13 protein-coding genes are annotated in these 17,817 nt (G+C 56.3%); 10 read left to right on the top strand and 3 right to left on the bottom strand.

Annotation, left to right across the window (positions count from 1 at the left end; all coding sequences use genetic code 11):
• The first annotated feature begins 516 nt into the window (after positions 1–516).
• Entirely contained in the window at positions 517–1,497 is a 981-nt protein-coding gene (locus E2F51_RS20145; RefSeq protein ID WP_134824362.1) for a glycosyltransferase family 2 protein, read from the top strand.
• A gap of 15 nt (positions 1,498–1,512) precedes the next feature.
• Complete coding sequence (locus E2F51_RS20140) at positions 1,513–2,817, top strand: flippase (RefSeq protein WP_134824361.1); 1,305 nt, start codon at positions 1,513–1,515, stop codon at positions 2,815–2,817.
• An 18-nt stretch (positions 2,818–2,835) separates the two neighbouring features.
• On the opposite strand, the gene E2F51_RS20135 is transcribed toward E2F51_RS20140, so the two are convergent.
• A complete protein-coding gene (locus E2F51_RS20135; RefSeq protein ID WP_013202625.1) occupies positions 2,836–4,185 on the bottom strand; it encodes a sodium:proton antiporter in 1,350 nt (449 codons plus the stop codon).
• Between the two features lie 174 nt (positions 4,186–4,359).
• Between E2F51_RS20135 and hemB the strand changes: the two genes are divergently transcribed.
• Positions 4,360–5,337 carry a porphobilinogen synthase gene (gene hemB, locus E2F51_RS20130; RefSeq protein ID WP_053142491.1) on the top strand — a complete coding sequence of 326 codons (978 nt, stop codon included), beginning with the start codon at positions 4,360–4,362 and terminating at the stop codon, positions 5,335–5,337.
• A gap of 61 nt (positions 5,338–5,398) precedes the next feature.
• Here the strand turns inward: hemB and E2F51_RS20125 are convergent, their stop codons facing one another.
• Positions 5,399–5,707 carry an EthD family reductase gene (locus tag E2F51_RS20125; RefSeq protein WP_134824360.1) on the bottom strand — a complete coding sequence of 103 codons (309 nt, stop codon included), beginning with the start codon at positions 5,705–5,707 and terminating at the stop codon, positions 5,399–5,401.
• 168 nt (positions 5,708–5,875) lie between these two features.
• On the opposite strand from E2F51_RS20125, the gene E2F51_RS20120 reads away from it, so the two are divergent.
• The 3 genes from E2F51_RS20120 to E2F51_RS20110 all read left to right on the top strand — a co-directional run bounded on the left by E2F51_RS20120 (position 5,876) and on the right by E2F51_RS20110 (position 9,019).
• Complete coding sequence (locus E2F51_RS20120; protein WP_167738417.1) at positions 5,876–6,535, top strand: TetR/AcrR family transcriptional regulator; 660 nt, start codon at positions 5,876–5,878, stop codon at positions 6,533–6,535.
• 99 nt (positions 6,536–6,634) lie between these two features.
• Positions 6,635–7,717, top strand: a complete 1,083-nt coding sequence (locus tag E2F51_RS20115; protein ID WP_134824358.1) for an amidohydrolase family protein — start codon at positions 6,635–6,637, stop codon at positions 7,715–7,717.
• Between the two features lie 243 nt (positions 7,718–7,960).
• Positions 7,961–9,019: an HPP family protein gene (locus tag E2F51_RS20110; protein WP_245174137.1), complete on the top strand. Its 1,059-nt coding sequence runs from the start codon at positions 7,961–7,963 to the stop codon at positions 9,017–9,019.
• 6 nt (positions 9,020–9,025) lie between these two features.
• On the opposite strand, the gene E2F51_RS20105 is transcribed toward E2F51_RS20110, so the two are convergent.
• Entirely contained in the window at positions 9,026–9,952 is a 927-nt protein-coding gene (locus E2F51_RS20105) for a LysR family transcriptional regulator (protein ID WP_371732144.1), read from the bottom strand.
• A 77-nt stretch (positions 9,953–10,029) separates the two neighbouring features.
• Between E2F51_RS20105 and E2F51_RS20100 the strand changes: the two genes are divergently transcribed.
• The 4 genes from E2F51_RS20100 to E2F51_RS20085 all read left to right on the top strand — a co-directional run bounded on the left by E2F51_RS20100 (position 10,030) and on the right by E2F51_RS20085 (position 17,785).
• The gene (locus E2F51_RS20100; protein ID WP_134824357.1) at positions 10,030–10,467 is read left to right on the top strand and encodes an ester cyclase; all 438 of its coding nucleotides are present in this window, start codon (positions 10,030–10,032) and stop codon (positions 10,465–10,467) included.
• A 350-nt stretch (positions 10,468–10,817) separates the two neighbouring features.
• The gene (locus E2F51_RS20095; RefSeq protein WP_371732143.1) at positions 10,818–13,538 is read left to right on the top strand and encodes a cation-transporting P-type ATPase; all 2,721 of its coding nucleotides are present in this window, start codon (positions 10,818–10,820) and stop codon (positions 13,536–13,538) included.
• Between the two features lie 60 nt (positions 13,539–13,598).
• A complete protein-coding gene (locus tag E2F51_RS20090; RefSeq protein WP_134824356.1) occupies positions 13,599–14,690 on the top strand; it encodes an efflux RND transporter periplasmic adaptor subunit in 1,092 nt (363 codons plus the stop codon).
• Positions 14,690–17,785, top strand: a complete 3,096-nt coding sequence (locus E2F51_RS20085) for an efflux RND transporter permease subunit (protein WP_134824355.1) — start codon at positions 14,690–14,692, stop codon at positions 17,783–17,785. Before E2F51_RS20090 ends, E2F51_RS20085 begins: the two co-directional genes overlap by 1 nt.
• Positions 17,786–17,817: the final 32 nt, after the last annotated feature.

Here is a 17,817-nt window from a genome sequence, read left to right as displayed (position 1 = left end):
GTGAGATTGCCGTCTTACCAGCGATAAAAATATGTGTAACCAGGTTTCGCCTGGGCATCAAAGCGGATAAACAGGTATTTGGCTTAAATGTTTTGTTATCCCTGATGCCTTATGGCTTTCTTTGAGGATGAGTGAATCGTTGCGGTGAATTAGCCTTCGGCGGTGGACACACCTTTTTAAGGGGATGGACTGAGGATTATCCTAATACCACAGTTTGTTTAACCTTGGTTGTAGTGAGATTTTGGAATAAAACATCCTTTGCGGAAATAAATAATCATTCCTTCTGATTGGCCGGATAAAGATTATCATCTGACATCAATTTAAATAGGTTCGCTAATCTTATTATTGGGCCAGAATGAATTAACTTAGAAATGTAAAAAATGACATGCTTTATAATATTTAAGCGCCATTCCTGGTATTAATCCGAATAAGCGCAGGGCGGTTCATTCTGCGTTGATTTTATTTTGGTATTGTTGTTAATTAGCAGCCATTCCACTCTCACAAGAGATGAGACCTATGTCAGCTAAATTGTTGTCAGTCATTATTCCTGCGTATAATGTTGGGAATTATATTGTTGAATGTATTGATTCATTGCTGAGTCAAATTCCTTCCCCGAATGAACTTATTATCATTAACGATGGATCTACCGATAATACTCTGGCGCTGGTGCAGCAAAAGTACGGTGCGCTGGACAATGTAAAAGTGGTCACCATTGCCAACGGTGGCTTGGGTAATGCACGCGACGTCGGCATTGCGATGGCGCAGGGTGAGTTCATCTTCTGCTGTGACCCCGATGACGTGGTATGCGACGGCCTGTTCAGAGAGCTGAGCGACACCGTGGCCCTGCATCCCGAAGTGGAACTGTTTTGCTTCAACTCGCAGATGTTTGAGGATGATGACTCCGGGCGCACCTATGGCAAAGTCGAGCACCGCGAATTTGGCTTAATGAAACCGAAGGAGGTTTTTGCCTCTTTGCTGCGTTCAGGGGCCTATACCTCGGCGACCTGGAATTATATTTTGAAAAAAGAGGTCATCGAAACTTACCAATTAAAATATGTTAAGCGTCTGCATGAAGACCATTGTTTTACGCTGGAAGTGTTTTTGCGCTCGCGCAGCGCATTTGTCAGTCAGAATCTTTACTATAAGCAACGTATTCGCAGCGGCTCTTTAACCAACAGCGTGAAGAGCGAAAGCTTTTTCCGCCAGCGTTATGATGCTTTTGTCTGTTCCTATGAGAAATTACTCAGGGCAGTGGACGATCAAAAGGAACTGGCCGAATTGCGCCGGCTGTATCTGATTCACTCGTTCAAGTTAATGATTAATCTGGCACTTGCCGATAACCGCAGCGTTCCTGCCTATGTCACCCACGCGATTCACTATTTGGGGAAAAGTCTGAAACCAGGCTCTGTTACCAACTGGCTACTGTTAAGGAAGCCGGAATTATACTCTAATCTGATCAAAGTCAGGCAGAATCTGCGCAGTATGACGGTTTCTTGAAAAGGTTAAGGGCTGATGGCTAAGGTATTTGATAAAAGTTTAATCATTAATATTTTTTCTTTGTTGGGGCTGCGTGGCGCCTCCTTTATTTTTCCGTTAGTCACCTTGCCCTACCTTGCCCGTATTTTGGGTGTAGAGCATATGGGGGTATTGGCACTGGGTCTGGCCTGCGTCATGTACTGCAGTACCATCTCCGATTGGGGCTTTAACGTTTACACCACCAAGGATATCGCGCAGCACCGGGAAGACAAAAGCAAGGTGACCCAGCTGTTCTGGTCAACCTTCAATGCCAAGCTGATTATGGGGACCGCCACGCTGGCGATCCTGCTACTGGTCACCTGGTTTAATCCGAAGTGGCATAATTTGTTCTTTATTGTGCTGGCGAACTCAACGGTCTTATATGGCCAGTTGCTGTCCTTTGGCTGGTTGATGCAGGGCTTTGAGAAGCTGGGGAAAACCGCGCTGATATCCACCGTCGGGCAGTTCTGTTCTATTCCGTTGACCTTCCTGCTGGTGAAAACGCCGGATGACACCTGGCTGGCGGCGCTGATACCGGGCGTAACGGCCACCATTACCGCGGTGATCACCCTGTATTTCGTGGTCAATATGAAGGTGATTGGTTTTTACCGCTTTGAGCCGCGCGAAATCATGCAACGCATTAAAGACAGTCTGCATGTCTTTCTGGCGATTGCCGGCGCCAACCTGTTTAACAACGTCAACGTGTTAATTCTGGCCAGCATGACCAGCAATTATATGGTCGGCTTATATAACGGCGGCGACCGCCTGAAGAAAGCCGCCAATACCTTGCCTGAGCAAATTGGTAATGCCTTCTTCCCGCGCGTCAGCTATCTGTTCCATAAGGATCCGCATGCGGTGATCCACGCCACCCGCAAAAGCATTACCTTCTCCTTCGGTATTAGCGTGTTTATTGTGGTGTTCACCTTCTTCTTCGCGGATTTAATCGTCAAGCTGCTGTTGGGACCCGATTTCCACGAATCGGCCAACGTGCTGCGGGTGATGGTGTGCGGATTTATCTTCGGTAACGTCAGCTACCCGGCGGGGCTGCAAATCCTGATCCCTCACGGGCTGGCCAAGCAGCGTATGCATGTGATGTTTATTGTTGGCCTGATTAACGTGCCGGTCTGTGCGCTGTTGGCATGGCAGTTTGGCGCGATTGGCGCGGCGAGTTCGCTGGTGCTGTCCGAGTTCCTGGTCTTCCTCGGCATCCTGCGGATTATGATCAAACACAATATCCTCAAGAGCTATCTGTTGAAAGAGAGCCCACGAGGATTTGAAGCGCCGAAAGAAAACGCGGGTTAAGGCTAACCCGCGCCGTTTTTAATCGTCCTTTTTCTGTCTGGCGGCAATTTTAGCCTGCCGCCAGTTCAGCAACGGCGTTACCGACACGCCATGCACGATGACGCTGGCGACAATCAGCGTGAAGGCCATATTCGCCATTCGGGTGACTTCTCCTCCCGCCACGCCATGGGTGTAGGCCCAGGCAATGTAGTTAATACTGCCAATCCCTCTAATCCCTAACCAGCCGATAATCAGGCGCTGATTGCGCGGCGCGTTCATGCCGGCGGTGGCGATCCACACCGAAGCCGGGCGGATAACGAGAAACAGTATCACCGCCATCAGCAGACCTTGTGGATCCCAGTGATGGGCCAGCGTAACGCCCAACACAATGATGATCACGGCGGCGAACAGCCGTTCCACCGTGTCACCGAAGGAGAGCGCATCGCCAACCACCAGGCCGACCGAGCTGGCGGCATTGGTTTCGCCCGGCGCGTGGCGGATATGCGGATTGACCAGCACCTCAGCCGGTGGACGATTGTCGCTGTCGGTAAAGTCATCGGCCGGTTGACGGTTAATCACCCGCATTTCTGCGCGACGCAGTCCCACACCGGCGGCAAAGGCGGCGAGGAAGCCGGAAGCATCCAGCGCCTGGGCGGCGGCATAGCTCAGCGCAATCAGCGCCAGCGCCAGGAAGTCATTCGGGGCGACATCCTGATGCCGGTGGCGCAAATGGGTGATGTACTGACCAACAAACCGGCCGAGAATAAAGCCAATCCCCAGCCCGCCAACAATCGCCCACAGCACATCGACCAGCGCCCATTGCGCAAAGTCAGGCAGCGTTAACTCGCCCTGGGTGGTCAACAGCATCACCGCCAGCATCAGCAGCGGCAGGGCGGTGCCGTCGTTCATCCCGGCTTCGCTGGAAAGGGAAACCCGCAGGTTGTCGCTATCCCGGGCATCGTTAACCGAAATCAGGCTGGCCAGCACCGGATCGGTCGGGGCGACGATCGCGCCAAAGGCCAGCGAGAGCGGCCAGGAAAGGTCCGCCAGATAGTGCGCCACCACGGTGACTCCCAGCACCGTTAGCAGCATCCCCGGAAACGCCAGCCGCAGACCAATCCGCCAGCCCTGACTTTTTAGCGGCAGCCTGAGCTTCAGCCCGGTAATAAACAGCGAAGCGGCCATGGCGATCTCAGTGAGATTTTTTGCCAGTTCGGCATGGGCCGCAATATCAATCGATAATAAGCCGAGCACCCAGGGGCCGCAGGCAATGCCCACGGCGAGATATAACGCAAATGCGGTAATCGGGCCACGTTTGATCCAGCCCGATGCCAGCGTCATTAACAGTAATAATCCACCGGTGGCGGCGGTCCAGCCAAGAAATCCCATTGCTTCTCCTTTTTGTGTTGAGCCGTTAAGTATGGACGATAAAATTACGCATTCTGTGCCGCGCGCCGCCGCAAAGATTGTCAGCAGGCGTTCAGAGGTATACTGTTAGCAGACTCATTTTTTCTCGCTGACGACGTTTCTTCTTCAGCGATCCTCCGCTAAACCGAGGTTGTTTTGTCCAGTTATACGCCTAATCAACGTCCACGACGTCTCCGTCAGACCCCGTCTCTTCGCGCCATGTTCCAGGAAACTTCACTGAGTATCAACGATTTGGCATTGCCTATTTTCGTTGAAGAAGGTCTTGATGACTATAAAGCCATTCAGGCGATGCCGGGCGTCATGCGCATTCCTGAAAAGCGTCTGGCCTATGAAATTGAACGTATTGCTAAGGCCGGTATCCGTTCGGTGATGACCTTTGGTATTTCGCATCATACCGACGCGGATGGCAGTGACTCATGGCAGGAAAACGGTCTGGTTTCGCGTATGTCGCGGATCTGCAAAGAGACCGTGCCGGAAATGATCGTGATGTCCGACACCTGCTTCTGTGAGTACACCACCCACGGTCATTGCGGTGTGCTGCACGACCATGGCGTGGATAACGACGCCACGCTGATTAACCTCGGCAAACAGGCCGTTGCGGCGGCTCACGCAGGTGCCGATTTTATCGCGCCTTCCGCGGCAATGGATGGCCAGGTTGCCGCCATTCGTCACGCGCTGGATGCCGCTGGTTTCACTGACACCGCCATCATGTCCTACTCGACCAAGTTTGCTTCCTCGTTCTACGGCCCGTTCCGTGAAGCGGCAGGCACCTCGCTGAAGGGCGATCGTAAAACGTACCAGATGAACCCGATGAACCGCCGCGAAGCGCTGCGTGAGTCGTTAATCGATCAGGCCGAAGGTGCCGATGCGCTGATGGTCAAACCTGCCGGCGCCTATCTGGATATCATCCGTGACGTCCGCGACCACACTGAACTGCCGCTGGCGGCCTATCAGGTGAGCGGTGAGTACGCGATGATCAAGTTTGCCGCACAGGCTGGCGCAATCAGCGAGCGTGATGTGGTGCTGGAAAGTCTCGGTGCCATCAAACGCGCCGGTGCCGATCTGATCTTCAGCTACTTCGCGCTGGAGCTGGCCGAGAAGAAACTGCTGTAGTCCGGCAGTGCGTGATAAAACCGGCCGTTGAGCCGGTTTTTTTATGCCTGCTGGGGGCGGGTTATACCACCACTTCCGCGATCCACTTCACCGATGTGATGTTGGTGAAGTTATCGACATCACCGACAATCTCATCCACATGTCCCGCCATGCCTTTTTGTAACGCCTCGGCAGAATGGCAGATCAGATGGCAGGCCGCGACGTATGGCGCTGGCGTGCCATCGGGGGCAGAGAGAATTTTGTCGATGCTGTACGAGACCAGATAGTCGCCCATCCGCGCTTTGATTAACGGCAGATGCACGTCGCGATAGTAGTCATGATCAAAGTGGCCGTTTTCAGTAGTCGGATAGAGCACGCTGTATTTAATCAAACCTTCACCTCATTGAGTTTCCCCGGTACGCTTACCGCACCGTGCCCTCTAGTATAGCGAGGATGTCAGCGAAGCGATTAGCGCTTTGGAGTCATTGGGTGCCTGTCCTTTACATGCCTCCGGGGAATGACTAAATTACCGCAAACCGGATGGCAGAGTGACCCGATAATGACTGATAACCAGACCCGAGGCAGACCCTCCGCGCCGGAAAGTGACGTGCGTGACAAGGTACTCAATACCGCCTTCATCCTCATTGTTGAGCGGGATATGGCCAGTCTTACCATTGATGAGATCGCCAAACGAGGCGGTCTGGCTAAAAAAACCATCTACAAATTTTTCAGCAACAAAGACGCCATCGTCGAAGGCATGATTGCGAAATGGACCTCCACCAGTGAGGTTGTTGCCCCGGCTTTACCTGCGACTGAGCAGGAGGTTATCGCATTGCTGGAAGCCTTTTTCATCACCCTGATGCATCGGGTGCTCTCTCTGGAATCCGTGGTGATCTATCAGTTTCTTCAGGGCGAGTTAAAGAAAAAAGCAGAGTACCTCAAGCTGTACCGGGCCAATGGTTTTGATACCGCTGGCAGTGTGCTCGACGGCTGGCTGAACGCGGTGAGGGCGGCGGGGTTGCTAAACCCGCTCTGGCCGGCAAATTCAGCGGTCTATCTTCAGTCGCTGATCGTGACGCCGCTGCTGCGTGATATTTCGCTGGGGATCCTGCCGCCGGTTCCGACCTACAACCCCCAGCCGCGGATTGCACAGATCCTGCAAGATTTCAGCCCGATGCTGCTGGCCTCCCGCCCGTCGTTAACACGCGCTTTCAACTGATTACGTTTTGCAACGAGGTGCCAGACGATTTCAGGCCGCGTTACGGTTATCTTAATTAGGAAACGATATTCGTTTCCTAATTGTGGCCGGAGCCCTGATATGACCAATCGTCGTGATTTTCTTAAGAATGCGACCGCCGTGATGGCGGGAAGCACCGTATTTGCAGGAAGCAGCCATTTTGCCTCGGCGGCGGCTGTCGAACCTGCCGCCGTTCAACCGCCCCGGCGCATCATTGCTCTTGAAGAGCATTTCATGCTGCCTGAGTTCGTAGGCTACCTGCATGAAACTCAGCAGAACTTACGCAATGGGCTGGTGGATAAAGTGGTCACCCCATTGTCTGATTTTGGCAAGGGCAGGCTGGAAATTATGGATAAAAATGGCGTGGATTTTGCCGTGCTGTCCTTATCCGGTCCTGGCGTGCAGGCCGAGCCTGACAAAGTGAAGGCGGTGCGACTGGCCCGTTATGCCAATGACAAACTGGCCACCGAGATGCAAAAGAATCCCCGTCGTTACGGCGGTTTTGCCCACCTGGCGATGCAGGATCCGCTTGCGGCGGCGAATGAACTGGAGCGCTGCGTAAAACAGCTTCATATGCAGGGTGGCATGATCAACGGCGAGACGGACGGATTGTATCTGGATGACCGCCGCTATGACGTGTTCTGGGAGCGCGTAGAAGCGCTGAACGTGCCGATTTACATTCACCCTGGCAACCCACCAGACTACCCGCATATGTTTGCAGGTCACCCTGAGATGTGGGGGCCGGTCTGGAGCTGGGCAGTAGAAACCTGTTCCCATGCGCTGAGGCTGATTTTCAGCGGGACGTTTGACCGTTACCCTGGCGCGCGGGTGATATTGGGCCATATGGGCGAGACGCTACCCATCCAGTTGTGGCGTCTGGATAGCCGCTATCAAATTGCCAATCAGACGTTTGCCATCAAGCATCCGCCTTCCTGGTATGCCAAAAAGAACATCACCATCACCACCTCGGGTGTCTGTAATGATGCCGCGCTCAGGTGTGCGCTGGATTCAATGGGCAGTGAAAATGTGATGTTCTCGATCGACTACCCGTTTGAAAGCACCGAAATTGCGGTGAACTGGCTTAAAACCGCCAATATCACTGAGCAGGAGCGTAATGCGGTTGCCTGGGGAAATGCCACATCGATTCTTCGCCTCGGCGCATAAGCCTCGCATTCCTCACGCGGCAGGGAAGGCAGGTAGCATCAGTTGACCGCCTGAACGCCTGACCGGTTTACAAAGATTCGCCGACCGGGCATTCTCTGAGTTAATCGCCATTTATCTGGCTATCGTTATCTTGGCTAGCTAAAATGCTAGCCTTATTTTTATTCCGGACACTTCCCCCCTATATTGATGAAGCTCATATTCCCCCTAATCCGCTGGGCCCGCACCTTTTGGCCGCAGGCGACCGTGCCTTCCCTGAAAGAACGTCTGGCTGCCGCCATCGGTGCCGCCATTGCGCTCACCGCCACCTTTCAGTTGTCCCACCTGATGCTTGGCGAAGCCAACCCGTGGTTTATTGCGCCGATGGGCGCATCTGCGGTGCTGTTGTTTGGCGTGCCTGCCAGTCCTTTAGCGCAACCCTGGTCAATCATTGGCGGCAATCTGCTGGCCTCGGTGATCGGTGTTGCCTGCGCGCAATGGATAGGGCATAGCGGCCTGGCGGGCGGAATTGCCGTGGGCCTGACCATCGCCCTGATGTTCTCTTTACGCTGCCTGCATCCGCCGAGTGGCGCCGTGGCGCTAACCGCCGTTTTTGGCGGACCGGCGATTAACCATCTTGGCTGGGCGTTTGCCATCGTGCCGGTGCTGGTGAATTCGCTGTTACTGACCGCCGTGGCGCTGGTGTTCAACAATGCGCTGCGTCGGCGCTATCCTCACGCCGCACCGGTCAACGCCGCCGATAAAACGCCGGTCAGGCCGGCGCAGCGGATTGGCGTCAGCCGGGAAGATTTGCATGCGGTGCTGGCGGAGCGGGGCGAGTATGTTGATATCGATGAGGGTGACCTGCAGGCGATTTTGTCTCAGGCTGAGCAGCGCGCGCATCGCCGGCATTTTGGTGGGCTGCGCTGCGCCGATTTTATGACCCGAGAGCTGTGGACCATTGAACCGGATGCCTCCTGTCACGAGGCGGGCAGCCTGCTGCGACAGCATCGCATCGATGTTCTGCCGGTGGTATCGAAAGCGGGTGAGCTGTTGGGGATCGTCACCTCGCGGGATTTACTGGCGGACGCGGAGAGGCGGCCGGACGATCTGGCCACGCATCCCGTTTCACAGGTGATGTGCACAGCCTTCCCGCGCTGTGCGCCTGATGATGCCGTTGAGCAGCTGGTGTTGCCGTTCACGCTGCAGAGCATGCAGTGTTCGCTGGTGATCGATCCGGCTGGCAAGCTGGTCGGGCTGGTGACCGCCTCCGACGTGCTGGCGGCGTTGTACCAGGAGCAGCTTGAGAAGGGCCGTGCGGCCTGAGCGCCGTTAAAGTGACGACGCCAGCGCGGCGATCAGCGCTCTGAGCCACGTCTGTGCGGAAGATCCGGCGTTACGGCGATGCCACATCAGGTCGAACGGCACCACCGGCAAGGTCACTGGCGGCGGGAACATGCGTAATTGCCCGCTGGCCGACGCGTGCTGCGCGACGCGCTTCATTACCGTGGTCACCATATCCGTGGCGGCGACCAGCGCGGGTGCCGCAAACATCTGCGGCAGCGTCAGCGCCCGGATACGCTGTAATCCCTGCTGCGCCAACACCTGCTCCACCAGGCCATAGCCATCACCTTCCGGCGAAACCAGCACATGCTTCAGCTGCAGAAACGTCGCCATATCCATCTCGCGGCTGGCCAGCGGATGGTCGTGCCGCAGCAGCGTGACAAACTCGTCCTGCAACAGCGGCTGCGAAAGAATGCGGTTATTCTGCTGACCGGTCGGCACGCCAATCGCCGCATCAATTTTCCCCGCATCCAGCAGGTCAATCGCCCGATCGCGGTGATCGAAATTCAGCACCGTCAGCCGGATCCCCGGTGCCTGCTGCTCCAGCGCCTGACTCAGTAAAGGCAGCAGCACATAGGCCGGATACTCAGACATGCCGAGCCGGAAAGTCTGATTCACCGTGCTGGGATCGAAAGCCGGTCTGGCGATCAGCGTCACTTCCAGCTGTTGCAGGGCATTGCCAATCGGTTCCGCCAGTTCTCTGGCCCGGGCGGTCGGTTGTAAACCGTCGGCACTGCGTTGGAACAGCGGATCGCCAAACAGCGTGCGCAAGCGGGCGAGGGCCGCACTCATCGCCGGCTGGCTGACGCCTACACGGCTGGCCGCGCGGGTGACATTGCGTTCTTCACTCAGCGCATTAAACGCCACCAGCAGATTCAGATCGATGCCATGAAAATCCATAAATCGTATAGTCATCTATATCGGTTATTTGTTGGATTGATAATAGCGGGCGCTTTATCCTCAGGCAATCATCTACACCACAGGAGTCAACCATGAGCCATGCCGAAACAGAACTGGGATTAACAGAACGTCGCGCTGTTGAAACGATCTACCGCGCTTTTAACGATAAGGATCCGGATTTACTGGATCGCGTTGTCAGCGACGACTGGCAGGACATCCCGCTGGCACCGGGCCAGGGGCCAGGCGCCGCAGGCTTGAAGCCGATTATTCTCGGCTTTATCGCGGCGATGCCGGATGTGCATATTCATGTCCATGAGGTGATGCAGACGCCTGGCCGCGTTGGCGTGCGCGCAGAAATCACCGGCACCCATCTTGGCAATTTTATGGGCATTCCGCCGACGGGCAAGTCGGTAAGTTTCCCGATCTTTGAGTTTCATCATCTGTCCGCCGGACGTATTACCCACACCTGGCATCTCGAAGACTGGTTTGGCTTATTCCGCCAACTGGGGCAGTTTCCTCAGCGGGGATAATCACGCGACCGAACTATTTGACGAAAAATAATAAAGCCAATATGGGGAGATTCATTCACCCCATATGGCTGACAAATGTAAAGGTGCTTAAGCCAATAATGACAACAATAACAATGGCCAAGACCACATAAGAAAAAATACGTTTACCGCTGTAAATTCCGTTCATCAGACGCCTTTATTTGAAGTTAAACTAAACGAACATTAAACCGATTGTTAAAATAATCTCGCTGAATAGTATCGCAATAACATCCCCGGCAAATATTGCGACGGATCAAGTCGCCTTCATCACTATTCCATTAAGATAATTCAAATCGTAAATTTTGAATTCTACTCTTTGATGGAGTTATATTTTGACTAAACTCGCCACGGAAAATAAAAACTTTCCTCCCACGCCTGCGGCAGATATTCCTTATTATCAGCTTTCTGCAGAACAAGGCTTACAACGTCAACATTCGTCGCGTAACGGCCTGAGTCAGGCGGAAGTTAACGCCCGTCAGCATCAGTATGGCCCGAACGCCTTACCGCAAACGAAAGGCAAGCCGGCATGGCTGCGCTTCCTCGCTCACTTCAATGATGTGCTGATCTATATCCTGCTGGCAGCCGCATTACTGACTGCGGTGATGGGGCACTGGGTCGACACGCTTGTCATCCTGGGTGTGGCGGTAATTAACGCGCTGATTGGCCATATCCAGGAAAACAACGCCGAGAAATCCCTCAAAAGCATCAGCAATATGCTCGCCAGCGAAGCCGTGGTGGTGCGTGATGGCCAGCACAGCACGCAGCCCACGCGCGATCTGGTGCCTGGCGATATCGTCATCCTGCGCGCGGGTGACCGCATTCCGGCTGACCTGCGGGTGATTGAGGCGCACAACCTGCGGGTGGAAGAAGCCATCCTCACCGGCGAATCGGTCTCGGTATCAAAAACCGCTGAGCCGCTGAGCGGTGAACTGGCATTGGGCGATCGCACCAATCTGCTGTTCTCCGGCACCACGCTCAGTGCCGGTAGCGGCAGCGGCGTGGTAATTGCCACCGGTGGCGACACCGAGTTGGGCCATATTAACCAGATGATTTCCGGCATTGAAAAACACCGTACGCCGTTGCTGGTTCAGATTGATAAACTCGGCAAAGCGATATTCGTCATTATTCTGTTGATGATGGTGGCGTTATTTATTTTCAGCCTGTTATGGCGGGATATTCCCCTCGACGAATTACTGCTGTCTTTAATTAGCCTGGCGGTTGCTGCCGTACCTGAAGGCTTACCGGCAATCATTTCGATTATTCTGTCACTGGGTATTCAAACCATGGCGCGGAAACACGCCATTATTCGCAAATTACCGATTGTCGAAACGCTTGGCGCAATGACCGTGGTCTGTTCGGATAAAACCGGCACGCTGACGATGAATGAAATGACCGTCAAAGCGGTGATCACCGCCGATGCCTGTTATCAGGTTGAAGGCGACAGCTATGAGCCGGTGGGCAATATTTCCCTTGAAGGGGAATCAACGCCGCTGAATATCGCGCCCGGTTCGGTGCTTGAAGACTATCTGCGCACCATCGACCTCTGTAATGACAGCCAACTGATGAAGGATGAACAGGGACACTGGACCGTCACCGGCGGCCCAACGGAAGGGGCACTTAAGGTGCTGGCGGCCAAATCCGGCCTACCGGCGATTCAGGTCGAGCTGAAAGGGAAGATCCCCTTTGACTCCCAGTACAAATACATGGCGACCCATCATCAGGTCGGCGATCGCAATAAGATCCTGGTGACCGGCGCGCCGGATGTGCTGTTCGCACTGGCCCGCCAGCAGCAAAGCGCTCACGGCCTGTGCGCCTTTGACCAGGCTTACTGGGAAGAGAAAATCACCCACTATGCCAGACAGGGACTGCGGATGGTGGCAGCAGCGTGGATGCCGGCACCTGACGACCTGACCCAGCTCGATCATGATGTGCTGCACGGAGGATTAATTTTCCTCGGTATCGCCGGCATGATGGATCCCCCGCGGCCGGAGGCTATCTATGCCATCCGTACCTGTCAGCAGGCGGGCGTGCGCGTCAAAATGATCACCGGCGATCATCCGCAAACCGCGATGAATATTGCGCAAATGCTGGGCATGGCCAACAGTGACCGTGCGCTGACCGGCCACGATCTTGAGGCAATGAATGATGCGGAACTGCGCGAAGCGGCGGTCAGTTACGATATTTTTGCCCGCACCAGCCCGGAGCATAAGTTGCGGCTGGTCAAAGCCCTGCAGGACAAAGGCGAAATCGTTGGCATGACCGGCGATGGCGTCAACGATGCCCCGGCGTTGAAGCAGGCGGATGTCGGCATCGCCATGGGTATCAAAGGCACCGAAGTGACCAAAGAAGCCGCCGATATGGTGCTGACCGATGACAACTTTGCCACCATTGCCGGCGCCGTGCAGGAAGGACGTCGGGTGTATGACAACCTGAAGAAAACCATCCTGTTTATTATGCCGACCAACCTGGCGCAAGGCTTGCTGATCATCATTGCGCTGCTGGCGGGCAATATCGTGCCGTTAACCCCGGTGCTGATCCTGTGGATGAATATGGCGACCTCCGCCACGCTCTCGTTCGCCCTGGCGTTTGAAGCCGCCGAGCGCAACGTGATGCAACGTCCGCCGCGCAACCCGACGCAGCATGTGATGGATGGTTTTGCCATCTGGCGTGTGGCCTTTGTCGGCACGCTGATTGCGCTCAGCGCCTTCGCGCTGGAAGCCTGGCTACAACCACGCGGACACAGTCCGGAATTTATCCGCACCGTGCTGCTGCAGACGCTGGTGACCGCACAGTGGTTCTATATGCTCAACTGCCGCGTCAGCAACGGTTTCTCGCTTGGTCGCAGCGTGTTGGCCAACAAAGGTCTGTGGCTGGTCAGCGGCGTGTTATTGCTGCTGCAACTGATGATTATCTATCTGCCGTTTATGCAACTGCTGTTCGGCACTGAGGCGATCCCGCTGCGTTACTGGGGCATTACCCTGGCGATTGGCGCAGTGCTGTTCCTGATCGTCGAACTGGAGAAACCCCTTACGCGCCGCTTCCGCAGCCGTTAATGCCCGCAGATGCCCTGCGGGGCATCTGTCTTCGCTTGCCTCCCGTTTTTGGAAAACACGATGAACAGGTTATGCCCAACAATCGCCCTGGCGATTGCTCTCGTTATCAGCTGGCCAACGCTGAGCGTCGCCAGTCAGTCCGTGCAGGTGGTACAGGTTGAACCCGCGCCGCTGCTGATGGAGCGCCGCCTGCCGGGACGGATTGAAGCCGTCCATGCGGTGGCACTGCGCAGCCGCATTGAAGGCATCATTACTCAGGTCCATTTCAGCGACGGGCAGCAGGTGAAGGCCGGCGATCTGCTGTATGAGCTCGATGATGCGGAGCAGCGTGCCGCACTGTCGCTGGCCCAGGCCGAGTTGCGCAGCAGTGAAGCCTCCCTGCGCCAGGCACAGCAGCAGTTCGACCGTTTCCAGCGGCTGAAGCCGGCGCAGGCCATCAGTAACCATGACGTTGATGGCGCGCGTATGCAGCGTGATATCGCCCGGGCTGCGGTGGATCAGGCGAAATCCCGCCTGAAGGCCCGTGAGATTACCCTCGGCTATACGCGGATCGCCTCACCGGTCAGCGGACGGGTAGGGCACAGCCAGTTTCATCGGGGCAGCCTGGTGAATCCTGCCAGCGGCATGCTGGTGGAAATTGTGCAGCTGGACCCGATCCGCATCGCCTTTGCCATTGAAGAACACGCCTTTTTTGATAAGGCCGGTCAGCATCCCGACCTGAAAACGCTGCGTCAGGCCTGGCTGCCAGAAATTGAACTGGCGGGCAAACGCCAGGCGGGCACGCTGGTCTCGGTTGATAACCGCATCGATCCGCGCAGCGGCAGCGTCACCTTACGTGCAGAATTCGCCAATCCCGGTGAGCGGCTGTTGCCCGGCGGCAGTATCGATCTGTTTTTCCGGCCAAAACAGAGCGCATCAGCACTGATGATCCCGGCAATGGCGATCCAGCAAGATCCGCAAGGGTTCTTCTGTTGGCTGGTTAACGACGAGAATAAAACCGAAAAACGCCGCCTCACCCTGGGCAGCCAACAAGGCCAGCAGTATCAGGTGCTAAGCGGTCTGCAGCGTGGCGAGCGGGTGATTGTAGAGGGCACGCAGCGCCTTCAGGCCGGGAGCCCGGTGAACGCAATCGCCGCCGGAGGAAACCGCTGATGTTGACGTTCTTCCTGACCCGCCCGCGTTTTGCGATGGTGATCGCGCTGGTGATTGGCTTACTCGGTGCCATCGCCCTGAAAATCATTCCGGTAGAGCAGTACCCGGAAATCACCCCGCCGGTGATTAACGTCAGCGCCTCCTGGCCGGGCGCCAGTGCGTCAGACGTGGCCGAAGCTGTAGCGGCTCCGCTGGAAACGCAAATCAACGGCGTGGACCATATGCTGTATATGGAATCCACCAGTTCGGACGATGGCAGCTATGCGCTGGCGATCTCCTTTGCCGCCGGCACCGATGCCGATCTGGCGGCCATTGACGTGCAGAACCGGGTGGCGCAGACCGTGGCCCAGCTGCCGCAACAGGTGCAGGAAATGGGAGTGCAGGTCCGCAAGCGCACCACCAACCTGATGCTGGGCGTCAGCCTGTTCTCCCCTGATAAAACCCGTGATGCGCTGTTTATCAGCAATTACGCCAGCACCCACGTTCGTGATGCGCTGGCGCGACTGCCGGGCGTGGGCCAGGTGCAGATGTTCGGTGCGCGCGATTACAGTATGCGTATCTGGCTGAACCCGCAGCGGATGAATGCGCTGAATATTACCGCCGACGATATCACCCTCGCGATCCGCCAGCAGAACGTGCAGGGCGCTGCCGGACAGGTCGGCACGCCACCGGTGTTTAACGGCCAGCAGCAAACACTGACCATTAATGGCCTTGGCCGCCTGAACAGCGCGGAAGCGTTCCGCGATATCATTATCCGCAGCTCGGCACAGGGGCAGCTGGTGCGGCTGCGGGATGTCGCTTTTATTGATATCGGCGCGCGTAGCTACAACTCCAGCGCGACGCTGAACGGCAACGACACGGCTTATCTGGGAATTTACCCTTCGCCAGGCGCAAACGCGCTGAATGTGGCCGGTCTGGTGCGCACCGAGCTGAAGCGGCTGAGCCATACCTTCCCGGCAGACGTGAAGTGGGAAATCAAATTCGACTCCACGAAATTTGTCTCTGCCACCATCAAAGAGATGGGCTGGTCGCTGGGACTGACGCTGGCGGTAGTGATCCTGGTGGTGTCGTTATTCCTGCAAAGCTGGCGCGCCACCTTTATCGTCGCCATGGCCATTCCGACCTCGCTGCTCGGCACCTTCGCCATCCTCTATCTGCTTGGCTACTCGGCCAATACCCTCAGCCTGTTTGCCATTATTCTGGCGTTAACCATGGTGGTGGATGACGCCATTGTGGTGGTGGAAAATGTCGAAACGCTGATGGCGGAAGGCATCGATCGGCTCAGCGCCACCACGCAGGCGATGCGCCAGGTCGCCGGACCGGTTATCGCCACCACGCTGGTGCTGCTGGCGGTGTTTATTCCGGTGGCGATGTTGCCCGGAATTACCGGTGAGCTGTACCGGCAGTTTGCGGTGACGCTCTCCAGCGCGGTGACGCTTTCCAGCCTGGTGGCCCTGAGCCTGACGCCGGCGCTGTGTGCGTTAATGCTACGGCCACGCATAGCGGCACCGGGCCGCATTTTCCAGCTGTTCAACCGGGGACTGGATAAAACCCGTGCCGGTTACGGCAGCCTGGTGAAGGGCATGAACCGCCGGCCGTGGCTGGCACTGGTGGCCACCACTGCCGCCGCGCTGACCGTGGCCGTCAGCTTTATGCTGATGCCCAAAGGCTTTTTACCTGCCGAGGATCAGGGCTATTTCTTTGCCAACGTGCAGCTGCCCGCCGCCGCGTCATTAGAGCGCACGGAAGCCACCATGGAGCGCGCGCGGCTGTTGATTGCCAGCAATCCCGCCGTCGAGGACGTCATTATGGTGTCCGGGTTTGATATTCTCAGCGGCACCACCACCTCTAACGGCGGCTTTATGTCGGTGATGCTGAAACCCTGGGGTGAACGCGCGGCGTTGGATCAGGTCGCCGGGCAGATCCAGCAGCAGCTGGCGCAGATCGCCACGGCCAACATTATGACCTTCAATCCGCCGACGCTGCCGGGGCTGGGCAATGCCGCCGGCTTTGATCTGCGTCTGCTGGCCCAGCAGGGGCAATCCTCTGCCGGGCTGGAGCAGGTCACGCGCGCGGTGCTGGCGAAAGCCAATCAGCATCCTCAGCTGCAGGCGGTATTTACCACCTGGAGCAGCAACGTGCCTCAGCTGACGCTCAACGTCGATCGCAACCGGGCTGCCCTGTTGGATGTGCCGGTATCCCGCATCTTCAGCACTCTGCAAACCGCGTTCGGCGGCACGCGCGCCGGCGACTTCACCTTAAACAACCGCGCTTATCACGTGGTGGTGCAAAATGAGATGAGCTGGCGTGAACGGGCAGAGCAAATCAGCGATCTGTATGTGCGCAGCGATAACGGTGAACGCGTGCGGCTCAGTCATCTGGTTACCGTGACGCCAGGCGTCGGTGCGCCTTATCTGAAGCAGTACAACCAGTTCCCGTCGGTGGCCATCAGCGGATCGGCGGCGGCAAACGTCAGCAGCAACGATGCGATGAACGCCATGACCGCGATCCTCAATGACAGCTTACCGGAGGGCTACGGCTACGCCTGGAGCGGGCTGTCATTGCAGGAACAACAAACCGGCAATCAGGCCATCTGGATCGTGCTGGCGGCGGTGGTGATGGCCTGGCTGTTCCTGGTTTGCCAGTATGAGAGCTGGACGTTGCCCGGCAGCGTGATGCTTTCGGTGCTGTTTGCTCTCGGCGGTGCGCTGCTGTGGCTGTGGTGGGCCGGGTTTGCCAATGATGTTTATGTGCAAATTGGCCTGGTGCTGCTGATCGCCTTAGCCGCCAAAAACGCCATCCTGATTGTCGAATTTTCGCGAACGCTGCGTGAGCAGGGCGCGTCTGTTGCGGATGCCGCGCTGCAGGGTGCGACGCGGCGTTTTCGGGCGGTGATGATGACGGCAATCTCTTTTATACTCGGCGTGCTGCCGTTAATGCTGGCCTCCGGCGCGGGTGCCCAGAGTCGTCGGATCATCGGCACCACGGTATTCAGCGGCATGCTGGTGGCTACCGTGGTGGGCATTGTATTTATCCCGGCGCTGTTTGTGCTGTTCCAGCGTATGCGTGAATGGGCGCACCGGCGGGTTGGCTAAGCGGCCTGCAATTCAGTGACGATCGGGGGAGA

It is taken from the genome of Erwinia sp. QL-Z3, from assembly GCF_004551645.1.
Taxonomy (GTDB): domain Bacteria; phylum Pseudomonadota; class Gammaproteobacteria; order Enterobacterales; family Enterobacteriaceae; genus Erwinia; species Erwinia billingiae.
Note: the sequence above shows the minus strand (reverse complement) of the source record. Positions and strands in the feature narration are given on the sequence as shown.

Excerpts from the sequence above, each read along its gene's own strand:
- E2F51_RS20085 (WP_134824355.1), top strand. The coding sequence starts at position 14,690 with ATGTTGACGTTCTTCCTGACCCGCCCGCGTTTTGCGATGGTGATCGCG.
- E2F51_RS20135 (WP_013202625.1), bottom strand. The coding sequence starts at position 4,185 with ATGGGATTTCTTGGCTGGACCGCCGCCACCGGTGGATTATTACTGTTA.
- E2F51_RS20120 (WP_167738417.1), top strand. The coding sequence starts at position 5,876 with ATGACTGATAACCAGACCCGAGGCAGACCCTCCGCGCCGGAAAGTGAC.
- E2F51_RS20090 (WP_134824356.1), top strand. The coding sequence starts at position 13,599 with ATGAACAGGTTATGCCCAACAATCGCCCTGGCGATTGCTCTCGTTATC.
- E2F51_RS20145 (WP_134824362.1), top strand. The coding sequence starts at position 517 with ATGTCAGCTAAATTGTTGTCAGTCATTATTCCTGCGTATAATGTTGGG.
- E2F51_RS20105 (WP_371732144.1), bottom strand. The coding sequence starts at position 9,952 with ATGACTATACGATTTATGGATTTTCATGGCATCGATCTGAATCTGCTG.
- E2F51_RS20115 (WP_134824358.1), top strand. The coding sequence starts at position 6,635 with ATGACCAATCGTCGTGATTTTCTTAAGAATGCGACCGCCGTGATGGCG.
- E2F51_RS20100 (WP_134824357.1), top strand. The coding sequence starts at position 10,030 with ATGAGCCATGCCGAAACAGAACTGGGATTAACAGAACGTCGCGCTGTT.
- E2F51_RS20140 (WP_134824361.1), top strand. The coding sequence starts at position 1,513 with ATGGCTAAGGTATTTGATAAAAGTTTAATCATTAATATTTTTTCTTTG.